This is a genomic window from Ginsengibacter hankyongi, assembly GCF_008710285.1.
In the GTDB taxonomy this organism is placed as follows: Bacteria; Bacteroidota; Bacteroidia; order Chitinophagales; family Chitinophagaceae; genus Ginsengibacter; species Ginsengibacter hankyongi.
Genome location: NZ_VYQF01000001.1, coordinates 1,538,494 through 1,556,739, shown reverse-complemented (window position 1 = coordinate 1,556,739; position 18,246 = coordinate 1,538,494). Strand labels below are relative to the sequence as shown.

The following is an 18,246-nucleotide window of genomic DNA, read 5'->3' as shown; positions in this document are numbered from 1 at the left end:
AACCTGTAAGTTTTCATTTAAATTTGCGAAATGTCCGAAAAAAAAAAGCGCAAAAAACTATTGGATTTCAGTGTGCTTAGAAGAGTTTTTGCTTTTACCAAACCATACAAAAAGAAATTATATTTATCGATATTCCTTTCGATACTCCTCGCAGTTGTTTCACCGCTGCGCCCTTTCTTGATTCAATACACAGTGAATGTTTTTATCAAAGACAAAAACATTCATTGGCTTATTCTTATAACCGTTATACAAATAGGAATTTTATTAATTGAAACAGGCATGCGTTTCTATTTTGCTTTTTTAACCTCGTGGCTTGGACAAACAGTTGTAAGAGATTTACGAGTAAAGGTTTATAAAAAAATTCTTGGGTTTAATCTTTCTCAATTTGATAAAACGCCGATTGGAACATTAACTACACGAACCATTAATGATATTGAATCGATCAATGATATTTTTTCTGACGGGCTTATTCCAATTATTTCAGATCTGCTTTCAATTGTTTCTATTTTGTTATTTATGTTCTTTGTCGATTGGAGATTAACGTTAATAAGCCTTGCGCCTTTTCCAATATTAATTATTGCCACTTATTTTTTTAAAGAAAGTGTAAACAAATCGTTTATAAAAGTAAGAAATGCAGTTGCGGCGCTTAATGCTTTTGTGCAGGAACACATTACAGGAATGAGCGTGGTACAAGCTTTTGCTGTAGAAGATAAAGAATTTAAAAAGTTCAGAGAAATAAACAAGGAACACCGCAATGCCAATATCAGGGCAATACTTGCTTACTCAGTTTTTTTTCCTGTGGTTGAAATCATTTTGGCATTTTCAACCGGTTTGTTAGTATGGTGGGGCGCCAATAACGAGTTTAATGCGGGAGTAATTATTGCCTTCATTATGTACCTGAATTTATTATTCAGGCCGCTTCGCGTGATAGCAGATAAATTTAATGTATTGCAGATGGGGATGATTGCGAGCGAAAGAGTCTTTAAAGTTTTGGACAATCCTGATGTAACACCGGAAACGCATAATGGAATTAGTCAAATTAACATGCTGGGTAAAGTGGAGTTCGATAAAGTTTGGTTTGCTTACATTAGTGAAGACTACGTTTTAAAAAATATTTCATTCTTAATTAAGCCGGGGGAAACGCTGGCCATTGTTGGGCATACAGGAAGCGGCAAAACCTCCATCATCAGCCTTATAAACCGGTTGTATCATATTAATGAGGGAACAATAAAAATTGATGATAAAAACATAGAAGCTTACGATATTGAATTTTTAAGAAGTAAGATAGCCGTCGTGCTGCAGGACGTTTTTTTGTTTGGTGGTTCGGTTTATGATAATGTAACTCTTCGAAATCATTCCATTTCAAAAGAGCAGGTGGAAGAGGCTGCGAAAATGATTGGCGTGCATGATTTTATTATGCAATTGCCCGGCGGATACGACTACAATGTAATGGAACGCGGTGCCACACTTTCTTTGGGACAAAGGCAGTTATTATCTTTCATAAGAGCTTTACTTTTTAATCCCGCTATTTTAATTTTGGACGAGGCAACTTCTTCTATCGATAGTGAAAGTGAAGTACTGATTCAGCATGCTATTGATACATTAATTAAAGGACGTACCTCAATTGTAATTGCCCATCGTTTATCTACTATACGCAAGGCCAGTAAAATTATGGTTCTTGATAAAGGCGAAATTAAAGAAACAGGAACTCACCAGGAACTTTTACAGCTTAAAGGACATTATTACAAATTGCATAAAATGCAGTTTGCAGAAAAAGAAAATGTCGTTTAATTATTTGGTTGCCCTGTCACCCGTTTGAAATTCTTTTTCCGGCCGCATTTGAGGAAATAACAATACATCCTGTATAGAAGGTTGATTCGTAAGTAACATACACAGCCGGTCAATTCCAAAACCAATACCACTGGTTGGCGGCATACCATATTCCAAAGCACGCAAAAAGTCATAATCAATAAACATTGCCTCATCATCCCCGCGTTCCATAAGCTTTGCCTGTTCTTCAAAGCGTTCTCTTTGTTCCAGGGGATCATTGAGCTCACTATAAGCATTAGCGATTTCCTTACCGTTAACTATCAATTCGAAACGCTCAACCAGGCCGGCCTTGCTGCGGTGCTTCTTTGTAAGCGGGCTCATTTCTAACGGGTAATCAATTATAAAAGTGGGTTGTATAAAATGATGTTCGCATTTTTCTGAAAAGATTTCATCAACCAATTTCCCCTTTCCCATGGTTCTATCTGCGTGTATGCCTAACTGTTGGCAAACTTCTCTTAACCCTTTTTCATCTTTTTCGCTTATATCAATTCCGGTATATTCTTTAATAGCATCGTACATTGTTATTCTCTTGTATGGTGCTTTAAAATCAATTTCATTTGCTCCTGACGTTACCTTAGAAGTACCATTAACAGCTATGGCAGTTGTTTCCAAAAGTTGCTCGGTTGTTTCCATCATCCAGATATAATCTTTGTAGGCGGTGTAAAATTCAAGCACTGTAAACTCCGGATTGTGGGTACGATCCATTCCCTCGTTACGAAAATTACGGCTGAATTCATACACCCATTCAAAACCGCCAACGATTAATCTTTTCAAAAAAAGTTCATTGGCAATGCGGAGATAAAAAGGAACATCCAATGCATTATGATGTGTTACAAAAGGCCTTGCTGCCGCACCTCCGGGAATATTTTGCAATACAGGTGTATCCACTTCAAGTGCCCCACGTTCGTTTAAAAAGTTGCGAATGGTATTAATCATTTTAGTACGCCTTATGAAGGTTTCCTTCACATGCGGGTTCACAATCAAATCAGCATAACGCTGGCGATACCTGAATTCTGCATCAGTAACTTCATCAAATGTTTCTCCGTCTTTTTCTTTTACAACCGGCAATGGCCTAAGCGATTTGGAAAGCAATGTAAACGACGTAACGTGAATTGAAGTTTCCCCGGTTTTTGTTGTGAAAACATAACCCTTTACACCGATGATATCCCCTATATCCAGGAGTTTTTTCCAAACAACATCGTACAGCATTTTATCTTCACCGTTAGTAACATCATCTTTCCGGACATAAATCTGTATTTTACCACTATAATCCTGCAATACGGCAAAAGAAGCTTTTCCCATATCCCGTATGCTCATTATTCTTCCGGCAATACACACATTTGCAAAATCACTTTTATTTTCTTCTCCTGTATAGCTTGATTTTATAAAAGCTGCGGTACTGTTTACCGGGTATAACTCAGCCGGGTATGCATCAATCCCAAGTTTTGAAAGTTCTTTTAATTTTTCTCTCCTGATAGTTTCTTGCTCTGATAAATGTTGATTATTCATAATTGTAAATAAAAAAGTTTGTCGTTATAAAGACAAACAATACTAAATTTTTTACAAAGGTAACTTTTGGCGTGGAGACGAACAAAGTAACAAATTCTGCTTAAAGCCTGGCAGTAGGTTCATTAAAAAATTTGAGGCTGCAGTTACCCCATTATCATGTAGCAATTTTTTCTCCGTAGTTGAAATTTTTCTTACACGGGCGGAAATATCTCCATAACTAATATAAATCGTTCTGCCTTTTTCGTTACTCAAATCACCAGATTTGCGATTGATATTTTCCATAATCAGGTTCATAATTGCGCGGGTGTACTGCTTCATGTTTTTAATATCGTAGGGTGCAATAGCCGTGTTACCATCACTTAACGCTTTTATTTGTTCATCTCTTTCCAACTTAAGGCCAAGAGTTTGCGGATTATAGATTACTTGTTCGCTTGTTAAAGGATTGCCATTATCTCTGCAGGAGTCAAACATATTTATGGGATAATTGCATAAAGTTCCTCCATCGACATATAAGTCATATTTGCACAATGTATCTTTTAATGAAACTTCATTACCCAAACTATCAATAGGTACAGGTTTAAAATAAAATGGAATGCATCCGCTTATGTGCACAGCTGTTTTTAATGTCATGTGTGGCCATTTTTCCCAGGATAAAATCTCAAGTTGCTGTTTAGTAACATTGGTTCCGGTACAATAAAAATCTTTGAAGTCAGTGTTTTTTTTATGCAATTCATGCAGTTGGAGAAAAGTTGTATTAGGATTTCCGGTCTTTCTTACAATAAGCTCTGCAAGCCAGTTTTCAAATTTATCTCCTTTGTAAACTCCGTATTCTTTTTTTACTCTCTTTATTTTTCCAAAAATATCTTTCCCATCGTTAAACTCCTGGATCTTTAAAGTCTGCAGGATAGAATCAATTTCATTTGCATTATATCCCAGAGAAATCATTAAACCGGCAATAGCTCCTGCTGAAGAACCAGCGACTCTTTCTACGTGCGAAAGGATACCTTTTTGTTCCAAAACTTCGAGTGCGCCTCCATAAGCAAGTCCGCGAACGCCCCCGCCTTCAAGGGCTAAATTTTTATATTGATAATCATATTGAGAAAAAACCAAAGTAGGAATTAGAAGTATTGCTACAAAACATAATTTCATTTGGTGAAATTACAATAGTTAATAACCCTCAGCGAGATATAAAACCTGATGAAAAGTTAAAAATTTCGGGGTAGTTTTTCAGGCTAAAGCCAATAAAACCTGCCACGCCTCATTCACTTTTCCTTCATTTAGCAATGCGGCAGCATACAGATGCAATTCTGTTTCCATTTCTTCAGGATTCAATGAATAATATTGAAAAATATTTTTCAATATTTCATCTTCAAATGAAGGATCAACTGAAGGTAATTCATGAACATTGGCCAACTGGCCTAAATGATTTCCTGTTAATATGTTGCTATGTTTAATAGATTCAGGGAGGTTATCTATTCCAAGGCCAATTAATATAGTTGGTTTTTCAACTTCAAATAAATTATCTCTGTTTATTCTTGCATACCAATTACCACCTAATCGTGCAACAAGATCTAGCTTTTGTTGATCAATCTTACCGTTTTTATCAAGAATATTTTCACTGATATGCATCAACAGTACTTCTGCAATAATGAGATTTCCTGCGCCCGGTTCCTTACCCAACGATTTTATTTCAATTACTTTACATTCCATCTGCACAGGGCTTTCTTTAACTCTTGGTGGTTTTATTACACTTGAAGGTTCTTTGGTAAAACCAGTTTTTATAAATTCATCTGTGCCTTTTGGAAATTCGCAACTGCTGAGACTTACCTGCTGCACCATATTATAAGTTACAATGTTTACAGCCACTTCAGGAACTTCAAGCAAATTTTCGAATGTATGCTTGGTTGTGTTATCTCTCACCTTCCTTGAAGGGGAAAAAATAATTACCGGCGGATTGACGCTGAATAAATTAAAATAGCTAAAGGGACTAAGGTTTACAGATCCTTTTGAATCTATAGTTGAAGCAAAACAAATTGGCCTTGGCGCTATAACATAATTAAGAAAATTTTGTACTTCTGCAACTTTAATATCTTTTAATAAAATTGTTTTATACATACAATTAAATACTCTTTTTTAAAGCCAGAATCGAAAAATCACTTTCATCTTTTACAATTGTATTTTTTAATCTCCCAAGATTTTCTATTTCCATCTCTACTTCATCACCTTCCTTCAACCATTGTTCCTTATATTCCGGGTTATTGAGTTTTCCTGTTCCGTTTAATTCAAGGAAACAGCCCGTGCCTACTGTTCCGCTTCCGATAATATCACCAGGATATAATTGCACGCCATAACTGCAACGTTCAATAATTTCTGCAAATGTCCAATCCATATCACCAAGATTTCCTTCACTTACCTGCACTCCATTTACCCAACATTTCATAGTAAGATTATAAGCATTGCCAATATGATTTTCTTTTGCCGGAATTAAATATTCTTCCAACTCATCTGGCGTAACCAACATAGGGCCTATTACTGTAGAAAAATCTTTTCCTTTTGCAGGTCCCAGGTTTAATTTCATTTCTTCCATTTGTAATTCTCTTGCACTAACATCATTCATGATCATATAACCTCCTATATATTCATCAGCTTCTTCAGCTTTAATATTTTTTCCAGGCTTACAAATAACAATGGCCGCTTCCAACTCAAAATCAAGTTTAACAAGATGATCCGGCATACATACAATTTCGCCAGGGCCTTGTATACTATTGTGATTGGTAAAATAAAATATCGGGAACTGGTCAAATTCAGGTATCATATCCATTCTCCTATTTTTTCTTGCGGCTGCAACATGCTGACGAAAGGCGTATCCATCCCTGCAACTCGTTGGATTAGGAACGGGGGCAAGTATTTCAACATCTTCCATTTTAATACCTGTAAATTTTTTGTTGCCGTCTAGCAATGAACGGTTTATAGAATGAGCCAATGGAAAAATATCTTCCCAATAATTTAAAAACATCGTCATAGAAAGTGGAAGGTCCGGATGCATCCGATCTGTATCATATAAAATTCCATCTACCAAAAATGCCAATTGCGCATGGTCTTCCTTTAAATAAGAAACTAATTTCATCTGTAATTATTTATTGATGGCGCAAGGTAATTTATTTTATAAAGGCAATAAATTATGCCTGAAAATTGAAAAGAATTTCAACACCTCATTAATTGTAACCAAATACAAATGATCTTTTTTTATATTTTATTAAATTTGGGTAAAGAATCGCCTTTATGAAATTCGAAAAAATAAATAACAAAGGGCAGGCTCAAATATTCACAAATAAAACACTTGAATTTTTTACAAGAACACATCCGTTGGTCATCTGGAGTATGTACCTGCCCTTCATCGCCTATCTGCCTTATTATGCATCGAATAAGTATGGATTTAGTAGTTCAAGAATTGCTTTGATTTTTTTTGCAGGCGTTATATTCTGGACTTTTTTTGAATATATGGTTCATCGCTTTATTTTTCATTTAATTACCGAAAATCCGCGAACTAAAAGAATTGCCTACATTCTGCATGGCAATCATCATGAATTTCCCAGGGACCGCACCAGGCTTTTTATGCCTCCTTTACCAAGCATAATTATTTCTTCGGTAGTTTTTGTAATGATGTATTTATTAATGCTGGAAAATGCGTATGTTTTTTTCCCTGGATTTATTTTAGGATATCTTCTTTATGCAAGTATGCATTATGCTATTCATGCGTGGCCTCCGCCGCTTAAATGGATGAAACCCATCTGGCGGAATCATCATTTGCATCATTATAAAAATGATGAAAAAGGCTTTGGAGTAAGTTCCCATTTTTGGGATAAAGTTTTTGGAACAGGTTTCGATTTAAAGAAAGAAAAAGAAGATAAAGAGGCTGTTAAAAATCTAATGTTTAAAGACTGATTTTTTCAAAACATTTTTCGGTAAGTCCTGTGAACCTTTTCACGAACGGCACCGGTGGCATCATGCAAGGCAATCATTTTCTTGTTGAAATCCCCTACCCATGCAAGTTCCGCTTCCGTTATTGTATTCCTGGGTACTACTTCGAGTTGTAACTTTCTTATCATGCCGCTTTCTATTCCTTTATTCTGGAATTTCTTTTTGCAGCCCATAACTATAAAGCGTATACGATGAATTTTCGTTGTTTTTTTAAGCCATAAAAATCTTATTTTATTCAACAGGTTGAGTTTTCCTTTCAAAGGCTTTAGAATAACGTTGATGTCAGGAACTGCGAGTATGAAAGCAATTGGTTCGCCATTATAATAAGTAAACCAGATTATTTTTTCATCTACAATTGGCCTCATTTCTTTAAACGATTGCTTTATCGTATCTAATTTAATTGGCGTAAAATTTTCAAAATCGCTCCAGGCATCATTATATATTTCCATAAAATCTTTCGCAAATTTTTCAAAATTTTTCATTTCAAAATGAACAAAAGAATATTCAGGTTTATTACCAATCCAATCTGCAATTTTTGTAAACCGATCAGGAAACGGCTTCGTTACATAAATGACATTTGTGTACTGATCGTAAAGAGTTTTGAACCCATAGTTTTCAAAAAATTGCTGGTAGTATTTATGGTTATAGCTCATGCCCACACCTGGTGGCATAAACCCCTCAATCAGCAATCCCCAGTATTTATCATTCTCCCCAAAATTGACCGGGCCGTCCATTCCCTTGGCATTATGTTGCTGTAGCCATTGCTTTGCCGTATCAAAAAGTTCGAACGCTGCGGCCTCATCATTTATACATTCAAAAAAACCGATGCCACCAATTATTGCATCAGGATTTTTATTTTTTTCGTAATTAATAAAAGCTGCAATGCGGCCAATGGTTAACTGATCTTTTTTTAAAATCCATCTTTTGCAAATACCATGAGAATGAAAATTATTTTTTTCAGGATCAAAAACTGATTCTATATCATTATGAAGCGGAGAGATAAAATTGCGGTCATCTTTATATAATCTATGCGGAAGTAAAAGAAATTCCTTTCGTGTTTTTTTATCGTTCACTTCTAATATCATAGATGCCTAAGATACAAAAATCGTTTACTTACCAACTATCCTCAGCATCGCTTTTTTTTCTTTGGCTAAATTGTTTTTTCGATTCAATTTTTTGCAATTGCCTGGTTATAATAAGGTCGGCAATTATTACAGGAGCGTCAGCATTTTCATTTTCTTTCAGAAGCTCTTTCAGCTTTTTTTCATTGACATCAACGCGGTAAAGTAATTGAACCAAAGCATTAAAATCTTCGTTGATTAAATCATTTATAAAAGAAATCAGTTGGTTCCTTAAGTCATTAGAAGGAACTTCCCGGATAGAATTTGTGAGAACAATTATTTTATCCGGTGTTGATATTCTATTTTCTTTATCCATTATTACATCATTTATTAATGTTCGTAAAACACCAAAGACTTTCTCAATATTTCCCTAAAGCTCCTAAACTAAATAATGCAAAATCATATTTTACAGGATCCTGTACATCAAATTTTTTTAAGGCTTCAGTTAATTCAATTGCGGCCCGCCAATCTACCTGTTTTCTTTTTAGTAAATTAAAATGTTTAGCAACTCTTGCCACGTGTAAGTCTACCGGGCAAATCAATTGTGAAGGTGAAATTTTTTTCCAGATCCCAAAATCAACACCTTTATCATCATTACGTACCATCCAGCGTAAATACATATTTAAACGCTTACAGGTTGAATTTTTTTGTGGCGAAGCAATATGCTTTTTGGTTCTCGCAGGCACATCTTCCAAAGAAAAAAAATATTGATTAAAATAGTTTAAAGAATGTTCAACTACATTATCAAACTGTTTTATTGTTTTATTGTTGAAGAAAGCAACTTCCAATGAATTATGTTTTGAATAGTGAAATTTAAAGAACGAAATAAAATATAAAAGATCAGTATCATTAAAAGTACGGTGACAAAATCTCTCTACTTTTTTTAAATCTTCATCATTGTGATGCAAACAAAAATCATAAGGTGCATTATCCATTAATTGCAAAAGCAATTTGCTTTTATTGATAATAGTCTTCCTGATTCCCCATGCAAATGTTGCAGCAAAAAAACCCGCAATTTCTATATCTTGCTTTTTTGAAAATAAATGTGGAATGCAAACCGGATCATCTTTAATAAAAGATGGATTATTAAATTGAATTACTTTTTGATCAAGGAATTTTTTTAAGTCTCTTGCTATATTCTCTTTTTCCATTCACGCGGATTTCTCGAATGATGAAATATAGCGATGATTTGAATTTGATTTCCGGAAACTTTATAAATAATATTATAAGGAAATCTTTTGATTTTTGAACTTCTCAAATTTTTGTATAAGTATGAGGCTGCTAAAGGATTACGTTTTAAAGATTCGATTTTAGAATCCAAACATTCCTGAAAGCTCCTGGCTAATCCGATATTATGTCGTTCATACCAATTACGAGCTTTCAACGTGTCATTTTTGGCTTCAGGAGTAAAAAGAACTGAAAAAACTTTCATCTTTTATTCATTTCCTTTTTTACATCTTCCCAAGGAATAAGAGATTCAGGATTTTCATCAAGGTCGCTTAATCTTTTATCTAATTCCTGCATTTGCTCGGTACTCAATTTACCTATTAACAACTCATCATCAATACTATCCCACAAAGCCTCTACAAGTTCTAATTTTTCCTTCGGCGGCAATTTCAAAAGTTCATCTCTGTTGTATGACATAATTCTTCATTGTTTTTTACAATTTACAAAAAGATACATAAACCTAAAAGCTAATTCTTTTATCCAATCGCATTTGCCAAATCATCAATTAAATCATCGGCATCTTCAATGCCTACACTCAATCTTATCAACGAATCGACCAATCCGTTTTTAATTCTTTCTTCACGCGGTATGCTTGCATGCGTCATACTTGCAGGATGCCCGATAAGGCTTTCAACACCACCAAGGCTTTCTGCCAATGCAAAAAGCTTAGTTGATGAAAGTACTTTATAAGCAGCTTCCATACTGTCATCCTTCAAGGTAAAACTCATCATACCACCAAAGCCACGCATTTGCTTTTTAGCAATTTCATGATTAGGATGATCTTCAAATCCGCACCAAAAAACTTTATCAACCTTTGGGTTTTTTTTGAGCCACCTGGCAATTTTTTCTCCATTCTCACAATGGCGTTGCATTCTTACATGCAATGTTTTTACTCCTCTTAAAATTAAAAAGCAATCCTGTGGGCCAGGAACCGCACCTGTGCTATTTTGTATAAAGGCAAGTTGTTCATTAAGTTTTTCATCATTCATAATTAAACAACCATGCACCGAATCACTATGGCCGCCAAGATATTTTGTAGCAGAATGTACAACGATATCAGCGCCAAGATCCAAAGGATTTTGTAAATAAGGTGATGCAAAAGTATTATCAACACAAAGCAAAATATTATGCGGCTTTGCAATAGATGCAACCGCTTTAATATCGGTTATGTTCATCATTGGATTAGTAGGAGTTTCTGTCCAGATGAGTTTTGTATTTGCATTTATATATTTCGAAATTTCATTGGCGTCCTGCATATTTATGAAATGAAATTTCAATCCATATTTTTGAAATATTTTAGTAAACATTCTATAAGTACCTCCGTACATATCATTGGCTGCAATTACTTCATCGCCCGGGTTTAGAAGTTTTATAACTGCATCAGTTGCTGCCGAGCCACTTGCAAAGCAAAGTCCGTATTTGCCATTTTCTATTGATGCTAATGCATTCTGCAATGCATGCCGGGTGGGATTTTGCGTTCTGGCGTATTCATAACCTTTATGAACACCCGGGCTTTCCTGCACATAGGTAGATGTTTGAAAAATAGGAGTCATAATGGCTCCTGTTGAGGGATCGGGCTCGAGGCCTGCATGTATTAATTTTGTTGAAAGTTTCAATTCAATTTAAATTTTAATAACCCTGTTAATCACCAGGAATAGTTTGTTAATTGGAAGATGTAAAAAGTGATTGATTTTTTTGCAAAGATAGAAGGAATTAATCTGCCAGAAGTTTGTCTAAATTTTCAGAAGCAAATTGCAACAGCTCGGGAAAAAATTCCCTATAACAATTTTGAAGTTCGGCGTAATATTCATTAAATATTTCATAAGCAATTTCAGATTCATTTAGGTAAGCTGCCCTGTAAACAAGCCCTTGGAAACTTCTTTGGATACCTTCCTTATATTGGTAGTTATACAACCAGTTTTGCGACCTCATGTGAGAAAACATTTTTTGAAAACGCAAAGGAAGCAAAAGGAGATTATTATCAAGCAATTGATAAACCTGTTGTGAAAACGCTTCGATATTTCCGTATTCCCCAAATTGCTTTTCGTCGATCGCAAGAAAATGATCATAAACAACGTCAATAAAAGCGCCGGAGTATAAGCGATACTGAGGCCTGAAATAAGTTTTTGCTTTTGCAGTTACAGGATGTGCATCAGTAAATTCATCAATTAACCGATGCAAATAAATTCCTTTTTGAACTTCTTCGGGGTAATCATATTTTGTTTTTCCTTTTACAAAATCACTAATCATATTTCCTGCAAGTATATCCGTTTTGTTAAAAGAGAGAAACGCATGAGCAAGGTAATTCATCTCCAAAATAACATTATTCCTTGTTAAGAACTGGTTATAAAGTAGGGCTTTTGATTATTGGCATATAATTTTCACTAACAAAATATTATTCACTTTTAAAATAATTGTTATGGCAGACAGAGAACAAATAACGCAACCGTCTATGGGGAGTAATGAATTAGGAACAGAAACAAGTGATACTCACTTAGAAGGTGGGGTTTCGGCAGGAAGCGATACCCAACTGCATCTTGCAGCAAAGGCCGGAAATAAACATAAGAAAGATAAAAACGTCAACGACGATGAAAAGGTTATAAAAAAATCCAATGGCGAAAATGAATTTATCCAGGCGAATGAAACCGATGAATAATTTTTCATCATAAGCTATAAGGCGGGCGCACAGCCCGCCTTTTGTTTAAATAATAAATGGTTGTAGAATAATTTCCTCAAGAAGAATAAGCACCAATGAACGAAACCATTGAAGTTCCAAAAATTACTAAAAGGATATTAAAAAGTATTGTAAAAGATGAAGAGAAAACTGCAAGAGCAGCTAATTTAGTTTATGTAACCGACCAGGAACCCGGCATTGAAAGAAAAAAGAAAGGCGATAAGTTTGAATACTATTTCAATGGAAAAATTATTAACGATGATGAAGAACTGCTTCGCATAAAACATTTAGTAATTCCGCCAGCATGGACTAATGTGTGGATCTGCAAAAAAGAAAATGGTCATTTGCAGGTTACCGGTTATGATATTAAAAACAGGAAACAATATAAGTATCATCCACACTGGAACTCTCTACGAAACCATACAAAATTTTACAGACTTTTAGATTTTGGAAAAGTACTTCCTGCCATAAGAGAGCAACTGGAAAAAGATATCAACTCACCTGAGCTATCATTAAAAAAAGTGCTGGCAGCAGTGGTTAAATTAATGGAACGCACTAATATTAGAATTGGCAATAATTATTATGAAAAAACTTATGGCTCGTTTGGACTAACCACTTTAAAAGATAAACACGTGAAGTTTAATGGCCATTCTGTAACCTTTGCCTTTGTTGGTAAAAAAGGAGTCTCACACAACATCACACTTAAAAATAAAAAACTTGCAGGCATTATAAAAAAATGCCGTGATATACCAGGGAAAGAATTATTCCAATTTTATGATGAAGAAGGCAATCATCAATCAATTGACTCCGGACTTGTAAATAATTATATCAGGGAAATAAGCAATGCAGATTTTACGGCCAAAGATTTTAGAACGTGGTCAGGAACGGTGCAGGCTTTTCTTGCATTAAAATCAATAGGATGTTGTGATACGCAAACAGAAACCAAAAGAAGAATCGTTGAAGCGCTTGACACCGTTTCGGAGCAATTAGGCAATACGAGAACCGTTTGTAAAAAATATTATGTTCATCCGCTTATCCTTTCATTGTATGAAAGTAAAGACCTGGAAAAATATATGAATGAACTCGACAGGATTGAAAATAGTAATAATAAAATTGACCTTACGCCGGAAGAAAAAATTGTTCTAAAAATTTTAGAATCCAATTAAAAAAAACTTTCTGTAAATTGGCGCATTATGTTTTCTATTTATAAGAAAGAAGAGAATGGATTTGAAAAATTTATTTTAAAAGATAACGATTCAAATACATCTGCAGTAATACTTCCGGCTTGTGGCGCCATTCTTCATTCGTTTGAAACCATCTATAACGGGGATCGCATAAACGTAATTGATAGTTATTCAACAGCGGATGATTTTAAAGAAAATGTTGAAACCAAAGGTTTTTTAGGTACAAAATTGTCTCCATTTGTTTGTCGCTTAAAATACGGGGCTTATCATTTTGGTGAAAAAAAATATACGTTTGAAAAATTTTATCTTGGAAAAAATGCTTTACACGGCATTTTATATAACAAGCCATTTAAAGTAACGGGACAAACCTCCAACGAACTTCATGCTTCTCTAACGATGAAATATGAGTACCGGGCCGAAGATGGCGGCTTTCCTTTTAATTATGATTGCATTGTTACCTGGCAATTGGAAAACGATAATAAACTTTCAGTAACTACAGAATGTATTAATAAAGACGAAGGATTAATTCCAATACAGGATGGATGGCATCCATATTTTAATTTGGGCGATTCAGTTGATGAATTACAACTTGAATTTCAATCGAAGGAAATGGTTGAATTTAACAGTGAATTACTACCAACACAAAATCTTATTCCATACGCTGAGTTTAATTCGCTTAAAAAAATTGGTACCATTTTTCTTGATAATTGTTTTACACTGAATATGGAAGCCTGCCAGCCGCTGTGTGTTTTGCGCAATCCTTCAAAGAAAATAGAGATAGAAATTCATCCTGAAAAATCATATCCTTATTTGCAAATTTATATTCCTCCGGATCGCAAAAGTATTGCGATAGAAAATCTAAGCGGCGCACCCGATGCTTTTAACAACGGTATGGGTGTTATAACACTTGAACCCGGAGAATCGACGTTATTTAAAACGACTTACAAGATTAAGCTTTTATTACAGGTTCATACTTTTATATAAATTTTCTTTTTATCCATCCACCGGGCAATCAGCCATAAAAAAGTAATCATACAAAGGGCATATAACAACGAGCCATTTTTTAAATTGGAAGAAAAAATGGGTTTGCATACATGTTCATAAAACCAGCTAAAAGGAGTGAAATAAACCGGCTTTCCTGTTGCATCTGTTTCATTTGCAGGGATTTTTATAAGTCCTAATGCACGCGGTAAAAACCCACTTAATATAAAAATAAAAAGCGGGTTCTTGCCAAACACATCAAAGAATCTAGTAAGCCATCCTTTTTTATTTTTTAATTCAATTAAATAAATCATGACGGCAAGAATAACCGTGGCTAGCCCTGTAGTGTAGACGACGTAAGAGCTTGTCCAGATTTTTTTATTAATCGGGAAAACCATATCCCACGCATATCCTGCAAAAAGAAATATCGCGCCTGCCACAAATAGCCCGTTAACCATTTCTGGTGTTTTTCCTTTTTTAATAATGTAATCACCAATGAGGTATCCAAAAATTACCTGCACGATAGCACCAAATAAACTCATGAATCCTTCCGGATCAAATGCAATTGGATGGCCATTTAAAGATTCACCGTGGTACATGTGAGCCTCACCCAGAATTGATTTATCCACATTGGTTCCAAACCAGCCGGTTAAACTAAATGGATCCGCAGGATTGCCAGCCACACATAAAAACCAGTAACCTAAAAGAATAACACAAGCTACAAAAAATGCCCCGCGAATTTTTAAGAAATAAATAATTATGGATGCAAAAAAATAAGCAAGAGCGATACGCTGCAATACTCCTAAAATTCTTACACCCGCAGGATGCCCTTCAGCATTAATATAACTCCAGCGCTTAAACGCTAAATAATTGTTGTCCCATTGTACAAAAGGCATCCAGTTAAGAAAAAGGCCTATTAGAAAAATAAGTGTAGTTCTTTTAATTATTTTTTTCCAGAATATCGAAGGACCTGCCACTTCGAGCCGTGGCATTACAAAAGCCAATGCATTTCCTACTGCAAAAAGAAAAAAAGGAAAAACAAGATCTGTAGGTGTACCGCCATGCCACGGCGAATGATCTAAAGGAGCGTAAATATGCTCCCAGCTTCCGGGGTTATTTACCATAATCATTAAGCATACAGTGGCTCCCCGAAAAACATCAAGCGAGTAAAATCGTTCCTTCATTATAAATTATTATTTAACGAATGTACTTAATTGTGTAAAGAAGTAATCTTTGATTATTAACCTTTAGAAATAAAATTGTTGATATAAAATAACATGCACAAAAAAGCAACCTTTCAGTTGCTTTGATGTTCAATTTTCATGGGCTTAAGACATTACGGGTTCATAATGTTGAAGATTACCTAACGTGGATTGTTCTACTTCTGCAAAATATTTTTTTTGAATTTGATTCAATTCTATCATACCAACATTTATCCAAGATCGATAATGCATATTTATAAAACAAATTGATAATATTTATATTTACATAGACAAAATCTATACAATGAACATTCAGCATTTAAAATATATTCTTGAAGTTGATACACAGAGACATTTTGCAAAGGCTGCACAAAAATGTTTTGTTACACAACCTACGCTTAGTATGATGATCCAGAAACTGGAAGAAGAACTGGGTGTGAAAATTTTTGACAGGAGCAAGCAACCCGTTGTGCCTACGGAAGCTGGCGAAGCGATAATAAAGCAGGCAAAAATAATTTTACAGGAAGCTGATAAAATGAGGCTTATTGTGGATGAACTTAAAGGAGAAATAAAGGGCGAATTAAAGCTCGCTATTATACCCACCGTAGCACCTTATCTATTGCCATTATTTTTAAATTCGTTTTTAAAGAAATACCCATTGCTGAAAATAAAAATAGCTGAATTTACCACCGAACAGATTATCGAAAAGTTGAAAAATCATCAACTGGATGCAGGTATACTGGCTACTCCACTTAATAACGATGCTTTAAAAGAACAGCCACTCTATTATGAACAATTTGTAGTGTATGCGTCCAGGAATGAAACTTTGATGAAGAAAAAGTTTTTAATTCCAAATGATATTGACATTAATCATTTATGGTTATTGGAAGAAGGGCATTGCCTTAGATCTCAAATTTTAAATTTGTGCGAACTAAGAAAAAAAGGCTTGGGGGTCAGCAACCTTGAATACGAAGCAGGAAGTATTGAAACATTAAAAAAAATGGTAGATATGAATAACGGTATTACAATATTGCCGGGACTTGCGTTGAATGAACTAAGCAAAAAAGATAAAAAGTTCGTGCGTCATTTTAAACCGCCAGTTCCGGTTCGCGAAATAAGCATTGTTACTTACCGCCATTTTATAAAACAAAGAGTGATTGATATATTAAGAGAAGAAATTTGCAATTCAGTTCAAAAAGAAATGCTTTCCGCAAAAAGAAAACAGGTTACTCAAATTGAAAAATAAAATTTTGCTTTTATAACAACTTTAAAAATTTAATTTCTGTATTTTTTTATGCATGGAAGGTATTTCCTGCACAGATGCCGAGCCATACCAGAGATACATTTCGGGACCAAGTAAATTTGCTTTTATAGCCGGATCAGTTGATAAAAGTTTTTTTGCATCTTCAAAATTGGAGACGTTTAGAATAAAAAGCCCGCTGTATAATTTATTTTTTCCAAACGGCCGGCTAACACGAGGTCACCATTATCCGCAAGCCTGCCAATGTTATTAAGATGGCTGTGAAAAATAGAATCTTCGGTTGCCTTATCAAGAGTCGTGTTACTTCCGGGCTTCAGCAATACCAGTATATAATTTTTCATTCCATAATCATCAGCATGTAATTTCTTTGCAAGTACCGAATCGTATTTTTCAGCAACAGATTGTGCATTAACTGATATAAGAAACAGGAAAAAACAAGACAACAGAACGGACAGCTTTTTCATAATTATTTATTTAAACCAAAACGGAAAAAATAAGAGATTGCCTTAAGGATTAGTTTACTCATACCAATTTCTTAAAAATAAACCCAGGTAACTAAACTAACACTCCTGCATGAAAAGCTATTACCGTTTGTAAAAAAATTATTGGTTGATTATTTAGCAACAGATTTTATTGCCAACTATAATAAAAAACTTTAGTTACCAGATGAAACCAATTGGTTGATCTCCTGTAAATATTGTTGCTTTTTATGTTCCCGGTGTTTCTTACCAAATTCAGTGTGGTATTGGTGCTTATCGAGAAATTTCTTCTGAATTTTATTCCATTCTTTTTCATCGTGAAGATTGTTATAAATCTTCATCTCTTCAAATAGCGTATTGCTTATTTCATAAAAATCATTTCGGCCAAGATAATCCAGGTCTGCATCGCAAATTATTTTTTCCAAAATAGTTTTCGGAGTCTGAGGAATTTGAGTGGCCATTATCATTCCGCAAATAATTTTAATGTCGCCATCAGTATAACCAAATGAAGGCAGATTTTTTCTTGCCATTTCACATCCTTTTTCTTCATGATCTTTATATTTTGCAGTAAATCCTGCATCATGATAAAGAATCGCTATTCTTAAAAGTTTTATTTCTTCGGCCGATAAATTTTCAGTTGCTGCAATTTTCATTGCTGCATTAAAAACATCGAGTGTATGATGCAACCCGTGATAGCTGAGATTACCTGGCAATTCCTTTTCCAGGCATTGCAGTATAAATTTTTCTTCGGGGGAATATGTATTCAAAACCATGTGATTTTAAAGTAGCTTCTATAA

Annotated in this window: 20 protein-coding genes; 6 read left to right on the top strand and 14 right to left on the bottom strand. The window is 34.6% G+C overall.

Annotation, left to right across the window (positions count from 1 at the left end):
* The first annotated feature begins 30 nt into the window (after positions 1-30).
* Positions 31-1,791 (top strand): ABC transporter ATP-binding protein, encoded by a 1,761-nt coding sequence (locus FW778_RS06470; protein WP_150413781.1) that lies wholly within the window; start codon positions 31-33, stop codon positions 1,789-1,791.
* Here the strand turns inward: FW778_RS06470 and lysS are convergent, their stop codons facing one another.
* The 4 genes from lysS to FW778_RS06450 all read right to left on the bottom strand — a co-directional run bounded on the left by lysS (position 1,792) and on the right by FW778_RS06450 (position 6,466).
* Positions 1,792-3,339 (bottom strand): lysine--tRNA ligase, encoded by a 1,548-nt coding sequence (gene lysS / locus FW778_RS06465; protein WP_150413780.1) that lies wholly within the window; start codon positions 3,337-3,339, stop codon positions 1,792-1,794.
* A 51-nt stretch (positions 3,340-3,390) separates the two neighbouring features.
* Positions 3,391-4,488, bottom strand: a complete 1,098-nt coding sequence (locus FW778_RS06460; RefSeq protein WP_150413779.1) for a patatin-like phospholipase family protein — start codon at positions 4,486-4,488, stop codon at positions 3,391-3,393.
* Positions 4,489-4,566: 78 nt separating this feature from the next.
* Positions 4,567-5,454 (bottom strand): flavin reductase family protein, encoded by an 888-nt coding sequence (locus FW778_RS06455; protein WP_150413778.1) that lies wholly within the window; start codon positions 5,452-5,454, stop codon positions 4,567-4,569.
* A gap of 4 nt (positions 5,455-5,458) precedes the next feature.
* A complete protein-coding gene (locus FW778_RS06450) occupies positions 5,459-6,466 on the bottom strand; it encodes a fumarylacetoacetate hydrolase family protein (protein WP_150413777.1) in 1,008 nt (335 codons plus the stop codon).
* Between the two features lie 155 nt (positions 6,467-6,621).
* On the opposite strand from FW778_RS06450, the gene FW778_RS06445 reads away from it, so the two are divergent.
* The gene (locus tag FW778_RS06445; RefSeq protein ID WP_150413776.1) at positions 6,622-7,284 is read left to right on the top strand and encodes a sterol desaturase family protein; all 663 of its coding nucleotides are present in this window, start codon (positions 6,622-6,624) and stop codon (positions 7,282-7,284) included.
* Positions 7,285-7,289: 5 nt separating this feature from the next.
* Here FW778_RS06445 and FW778_RS06440 read toward each other — a convergent pair whose 3' ends face one another.
* The 7 genes from FW778_RS06440 to FW778_RS06410 all read right to left on the bottom strand — a co-directional run bounded on the left by FW778_RS06440 (position 7,290) and on the right by FW778_RS06410 (position 11,978).
* A complete protein-coding gene (locus FW778_RS06440; RefSeq protein WP_150413775.1) occupies positions 7,290-8,405 on the bottom strand; it encodes a GNAT family N-acetyltransferase in 1,116 nt (371 codons plus the stop codon).
* Positions 8,406-8,433: 28 nt separating this feature from the next.
* Entirely contained in the window at positions 8,434-8,757 is a 324-nt protein-coding gene (locus FW778_RS06435) for a hypothetical protein (RefSeq protein WP_150413774.1), read from the bottom strand.
* Positions 8,758-8,800: 43 nt separating this feature from the next.
* Positions 8,801-9,592, bottom strand: a complete 792-nt coding sequence (locus FW778_RS06430; RefSeq protein ID WP_150413773.1) for a TIGR02757 family protein — start codon at positions 9,590-9,592, stop codon at positions 8,801-8,803.
* A complete protein-coding gene (locus FW778_RS23690; RefSeq protein WP_150413772.1) occupies positions 9,574-9,873 on the bottom strand; it encodes a type II toxin-antitoxin system RelE/ParE family toxin in 300 nt (99 codons plus the stop codon). Before FW778_RS23690 ends, FW778_RS06430 begins: the two co-directional genes overlap by 19 nt.
* The gene (locus FW778_RS06420; RefSeq protein WP_150413771.1) at positions 9,870-10,085 is read right to left on the bottom strand and encodes an addiction module protein; all 216 of its coding nucleotides are present in this window, start codon (positions 10,083-10,085) and stop codon (positions 9,870-9,872) included. The genes FW778_RS23690 and FW778_RS06420 overlap by 4 nt, the downstream gene beginning before the upstream one ends.
* Positions 10,086-10,144: 59 nt before the next feature.
* On the bottom strand, positions 10,145-11,284 hold the full coding sequence (locus tag FW778_RS06415) for a cystathionine gamma-synthase (RefSeq protein WP_150413770.1): 1,140 nt from the start codon (positions 11,282-11,284) through the stop codon (positions 10,145-10,147).
* Positions 11,285-11,381: 97 nt separating this feature from the next.
* Positions 11,382-11,978 carry an acyl carrier protein phosphodiesterase gene (locus FW778_RS06410; RefSeq protein WP_150413769.1) on the bottom strand — a complete coding sequence of 199 codons (597 nt, stop codon included), beginning with the start codon at positions 11,976-11,978 and terminating at the stop codon, positions 11,382-11,384.
* Positions 11,979-12,087: 109 nt separating this feature from the next.
* Here FW778_RS06410 and FW778_RS06405 point away from each other — a divergent pair, with 109 nt between their 5' ends.
* From FW778_RS06405 to FW778_RS06395, 3 genes are all read left to right on the top strand, one after another.
* Entirely contained in the window at positions 12,088-12,324 is a 237-nt protein-coding gene (locus FW778_RS06405; protein WP_150413768.1) for a hypothetical protein, read from the top strand.
* Between the two features lie 95 nt (positions 12,325-12,419).
* Positions 12,420-13,508 carry a DNA topoisomerase IB gene (locus FW778_RS06400; RefSeq protein ID WP_150413767.1) on the top strand — a complete coding sequence of 363 codons (1,089 nt, stop codon included), beginning with the start codon at positions 12,420-12,422 and terminating at the stop codon, positions 13,506-13,508.
* Between the two features lie 27 nt (positions 13,509-13,535).
* Positions 13,536-14,510: an aldose 1-epimerase gene (locus tag FW778_RS06395; RefSeq protein ID WP_150413766.1), complete on the top strand. Its 975-nt coding sequence runs from the start codon at positions 13,536-13,538 to the stop codon at positions 14,508-14,510.
* On the opposite strand, the gene FW778_RS06390 is transcribed toward FW778_RS06395, so the two are convergent.
* Positions 14,495-15,691, bottom strand: a complete 1,197-nt coding sequence (locus FW778_RS06390; RefSeq protein WP_150413765.1) for an acyltransferase family protein — start codon at positions 15,689-15,691, stop codon at positions 14,495-14,497. The two genes, FW778_RS06395 and FW778_RS06390, sit on opposite strands and share 16 nt — an antisense overlap.
* Positions 15,692-16,013: 322 nt before the next feature.
* On the opposite strand from FW778_RS06390, the gene FW778_RS06385 reads away from it, so the two are divergent.
* Positions 16,014-16,955: a hydrogen peroxide-inducible genes activator gene (locus FW778_RS06385; protein ID WP_150413764.1), complete on the top strand. Its 942-nt coding sequence runs from the start codon at positions 16,014-16,016 to the stop codon at positions 16,953-16,955.
* A gap of 176 nt (positions 16,956-17,131) precedes the next feature.
* Here the strand turns inward: FW778_RS06385 and FW778_RS06380 are convergent, their stop codons facing one another.
* Positions 17,132-17,434 carry a hypothetical protein gene (locus tag FW778_RS06380; protein ID WP_202552092.1) on the bottom strand — a complete coding sequence of 101 codons (303 nt, stop codon included), beginning with the start codon at positions 17,432-17,434 and terminating at the stop codon, positions 17,132-17,134.
* Between the two features lie 191 nt (positions 17,435-17,625).
* Entirely contained in the window at positions 17,626-18,216 is a 591-nt protein-coding gene (locus FW778_RS06375; RefSeq protein ID WP_202552091.1) for an HD domain-containing protein, read from the bottom strand.
* Positions 18,217-18,246 lie beyond the last annotated feature (30 nt).

Excerpts from the sequence above, each read along its gene's own strand:
- FW778_RS06430 (WP_150413773.1), bottom strand. The coding sequence starts at position 9,592 with ATGGAAAAAGAGAATATAGCAAGAGACTTAAAAAAATTCCTTGATCAA.
- FW778_RS06440 (WP_150413775.1), bottom strand. The coding sequence starts at position 8,405 with ATGATATTAGAAGTGAACGATAAAAAAACACGAAAGGAATTTCTTTTA.
- FW778_RS06400 (WP_150413767.1), top strand. The coding sequence starts at position 12,420 with ATGAACGAAACCATTGAAGTTCCAAAAATTACTAAAAGGATATTAAAA.
- FW778_RS06450 (WP_150413777.1), bottom strand. The coding sequence starts at position 6,466 with ATGAAATTAGTTTCTTATTTAAAGGAAGACCATGCGCAATTGGCATTT.
- FW778_RS06395 (WP_150413766.1), top strand. The coding sequence starts at position 13,536 with ATGTTTTCTATTTATAAGAAAGAAGAGAATGGATTTGAAAAATTTATT.
- FW778_RS06455 (WP_150413778.1), bottom strand. The coding sequence starts at position 5,454 with ATGTATAAAACAATTTTATTAAAAGATATTAAAGTTGCAGAAGTACAA.
- FW778_RS06435 (WP_150413774.1), bottom strand. The coding sequence starts at position 8,757 with ATGGATAAAGAAAATAGAATATCAACACCGGATAAAATAATTGTTCTC.
- FW778_RS06460 (WP_150413779.1), bottom strand. The coding sequence starts at position 4,488 with ATGAAATTATGTTTTGTAGCAATACTTCTAATTCCTACTTTGGTTTTT.
- FW778_RS23690 (WP_150413772.1), bottom strand. The coding sequence starts at position 9,873 with ATGAAAGTTTTTTCAGTTCTTTTTACTCCTGAAGCCAAAAATGACACG.
- FW778_RS06410 (WP_150413769.1), bottom strand. The coding sequence starts at position 11,978 with ATGAATTACCTTGCTCATGCGTTTCTCTCTTTTAACAAAACGGATATA.
- FW778_RS06385 (WP_150413764.1), top strand. The coding sequence starts at position 16,014 with ATGAACATTCAGCATTTAAAATATATTCTTGAAGTTGATACACAGAGA.
- FW778_RS06470 (WP_150413781.1), top strand. The coding sequence starts at position 31 with ATGTCCGAAAAAAAAAAGCGCAAAAAACTATTGGATTTCAGTGTGCTT.
- FW778_RS06405 (WP_150413768.1), top strand. The coding sequence starts at position 12,088 with ATGGCAGACAGAGAACAAATAACGCAACCGTCTATGGGGAGTAATGAA.
- lysS (WP_150413780.1), bottom strand. The coding sequence starts at position 3,339 with ATGAATAATCAACATTTATCAGAGCAAGAAACTATCAGGAGAGAAAAA.
- FW778_RS06420 (WP_150413771.1), bottom strand. The coding sequence starts at position 10,085 with ATGTCATACAACAGAGATGAACTTTTGAAATTGCCGCCGAAGGAAAAA.
- FW778_RS06380 (WP_202552092.1), bottom strand. The coding sequence starts at position 17,434 with ATGAAAAAGCTGTCCGTTCTGTTGTCTTGTTTTTTCCTGTTTCTTATA.
- FW778_RS06445 (WP_150413776.1), top strand. The coding sequence starts at position 6,622 with ATGAAATTCGAAAAAATAAATAACAAAGGGCAGGCTCAAATATTCACA.
- FW778_RS06390 (WP_150413765.1), bottom strand. The coding sequence starts at position 15,691 with ATGAAGGAACGATTTTACTCGCTTGATGTTTTTCGGGGAGCCACTGTA.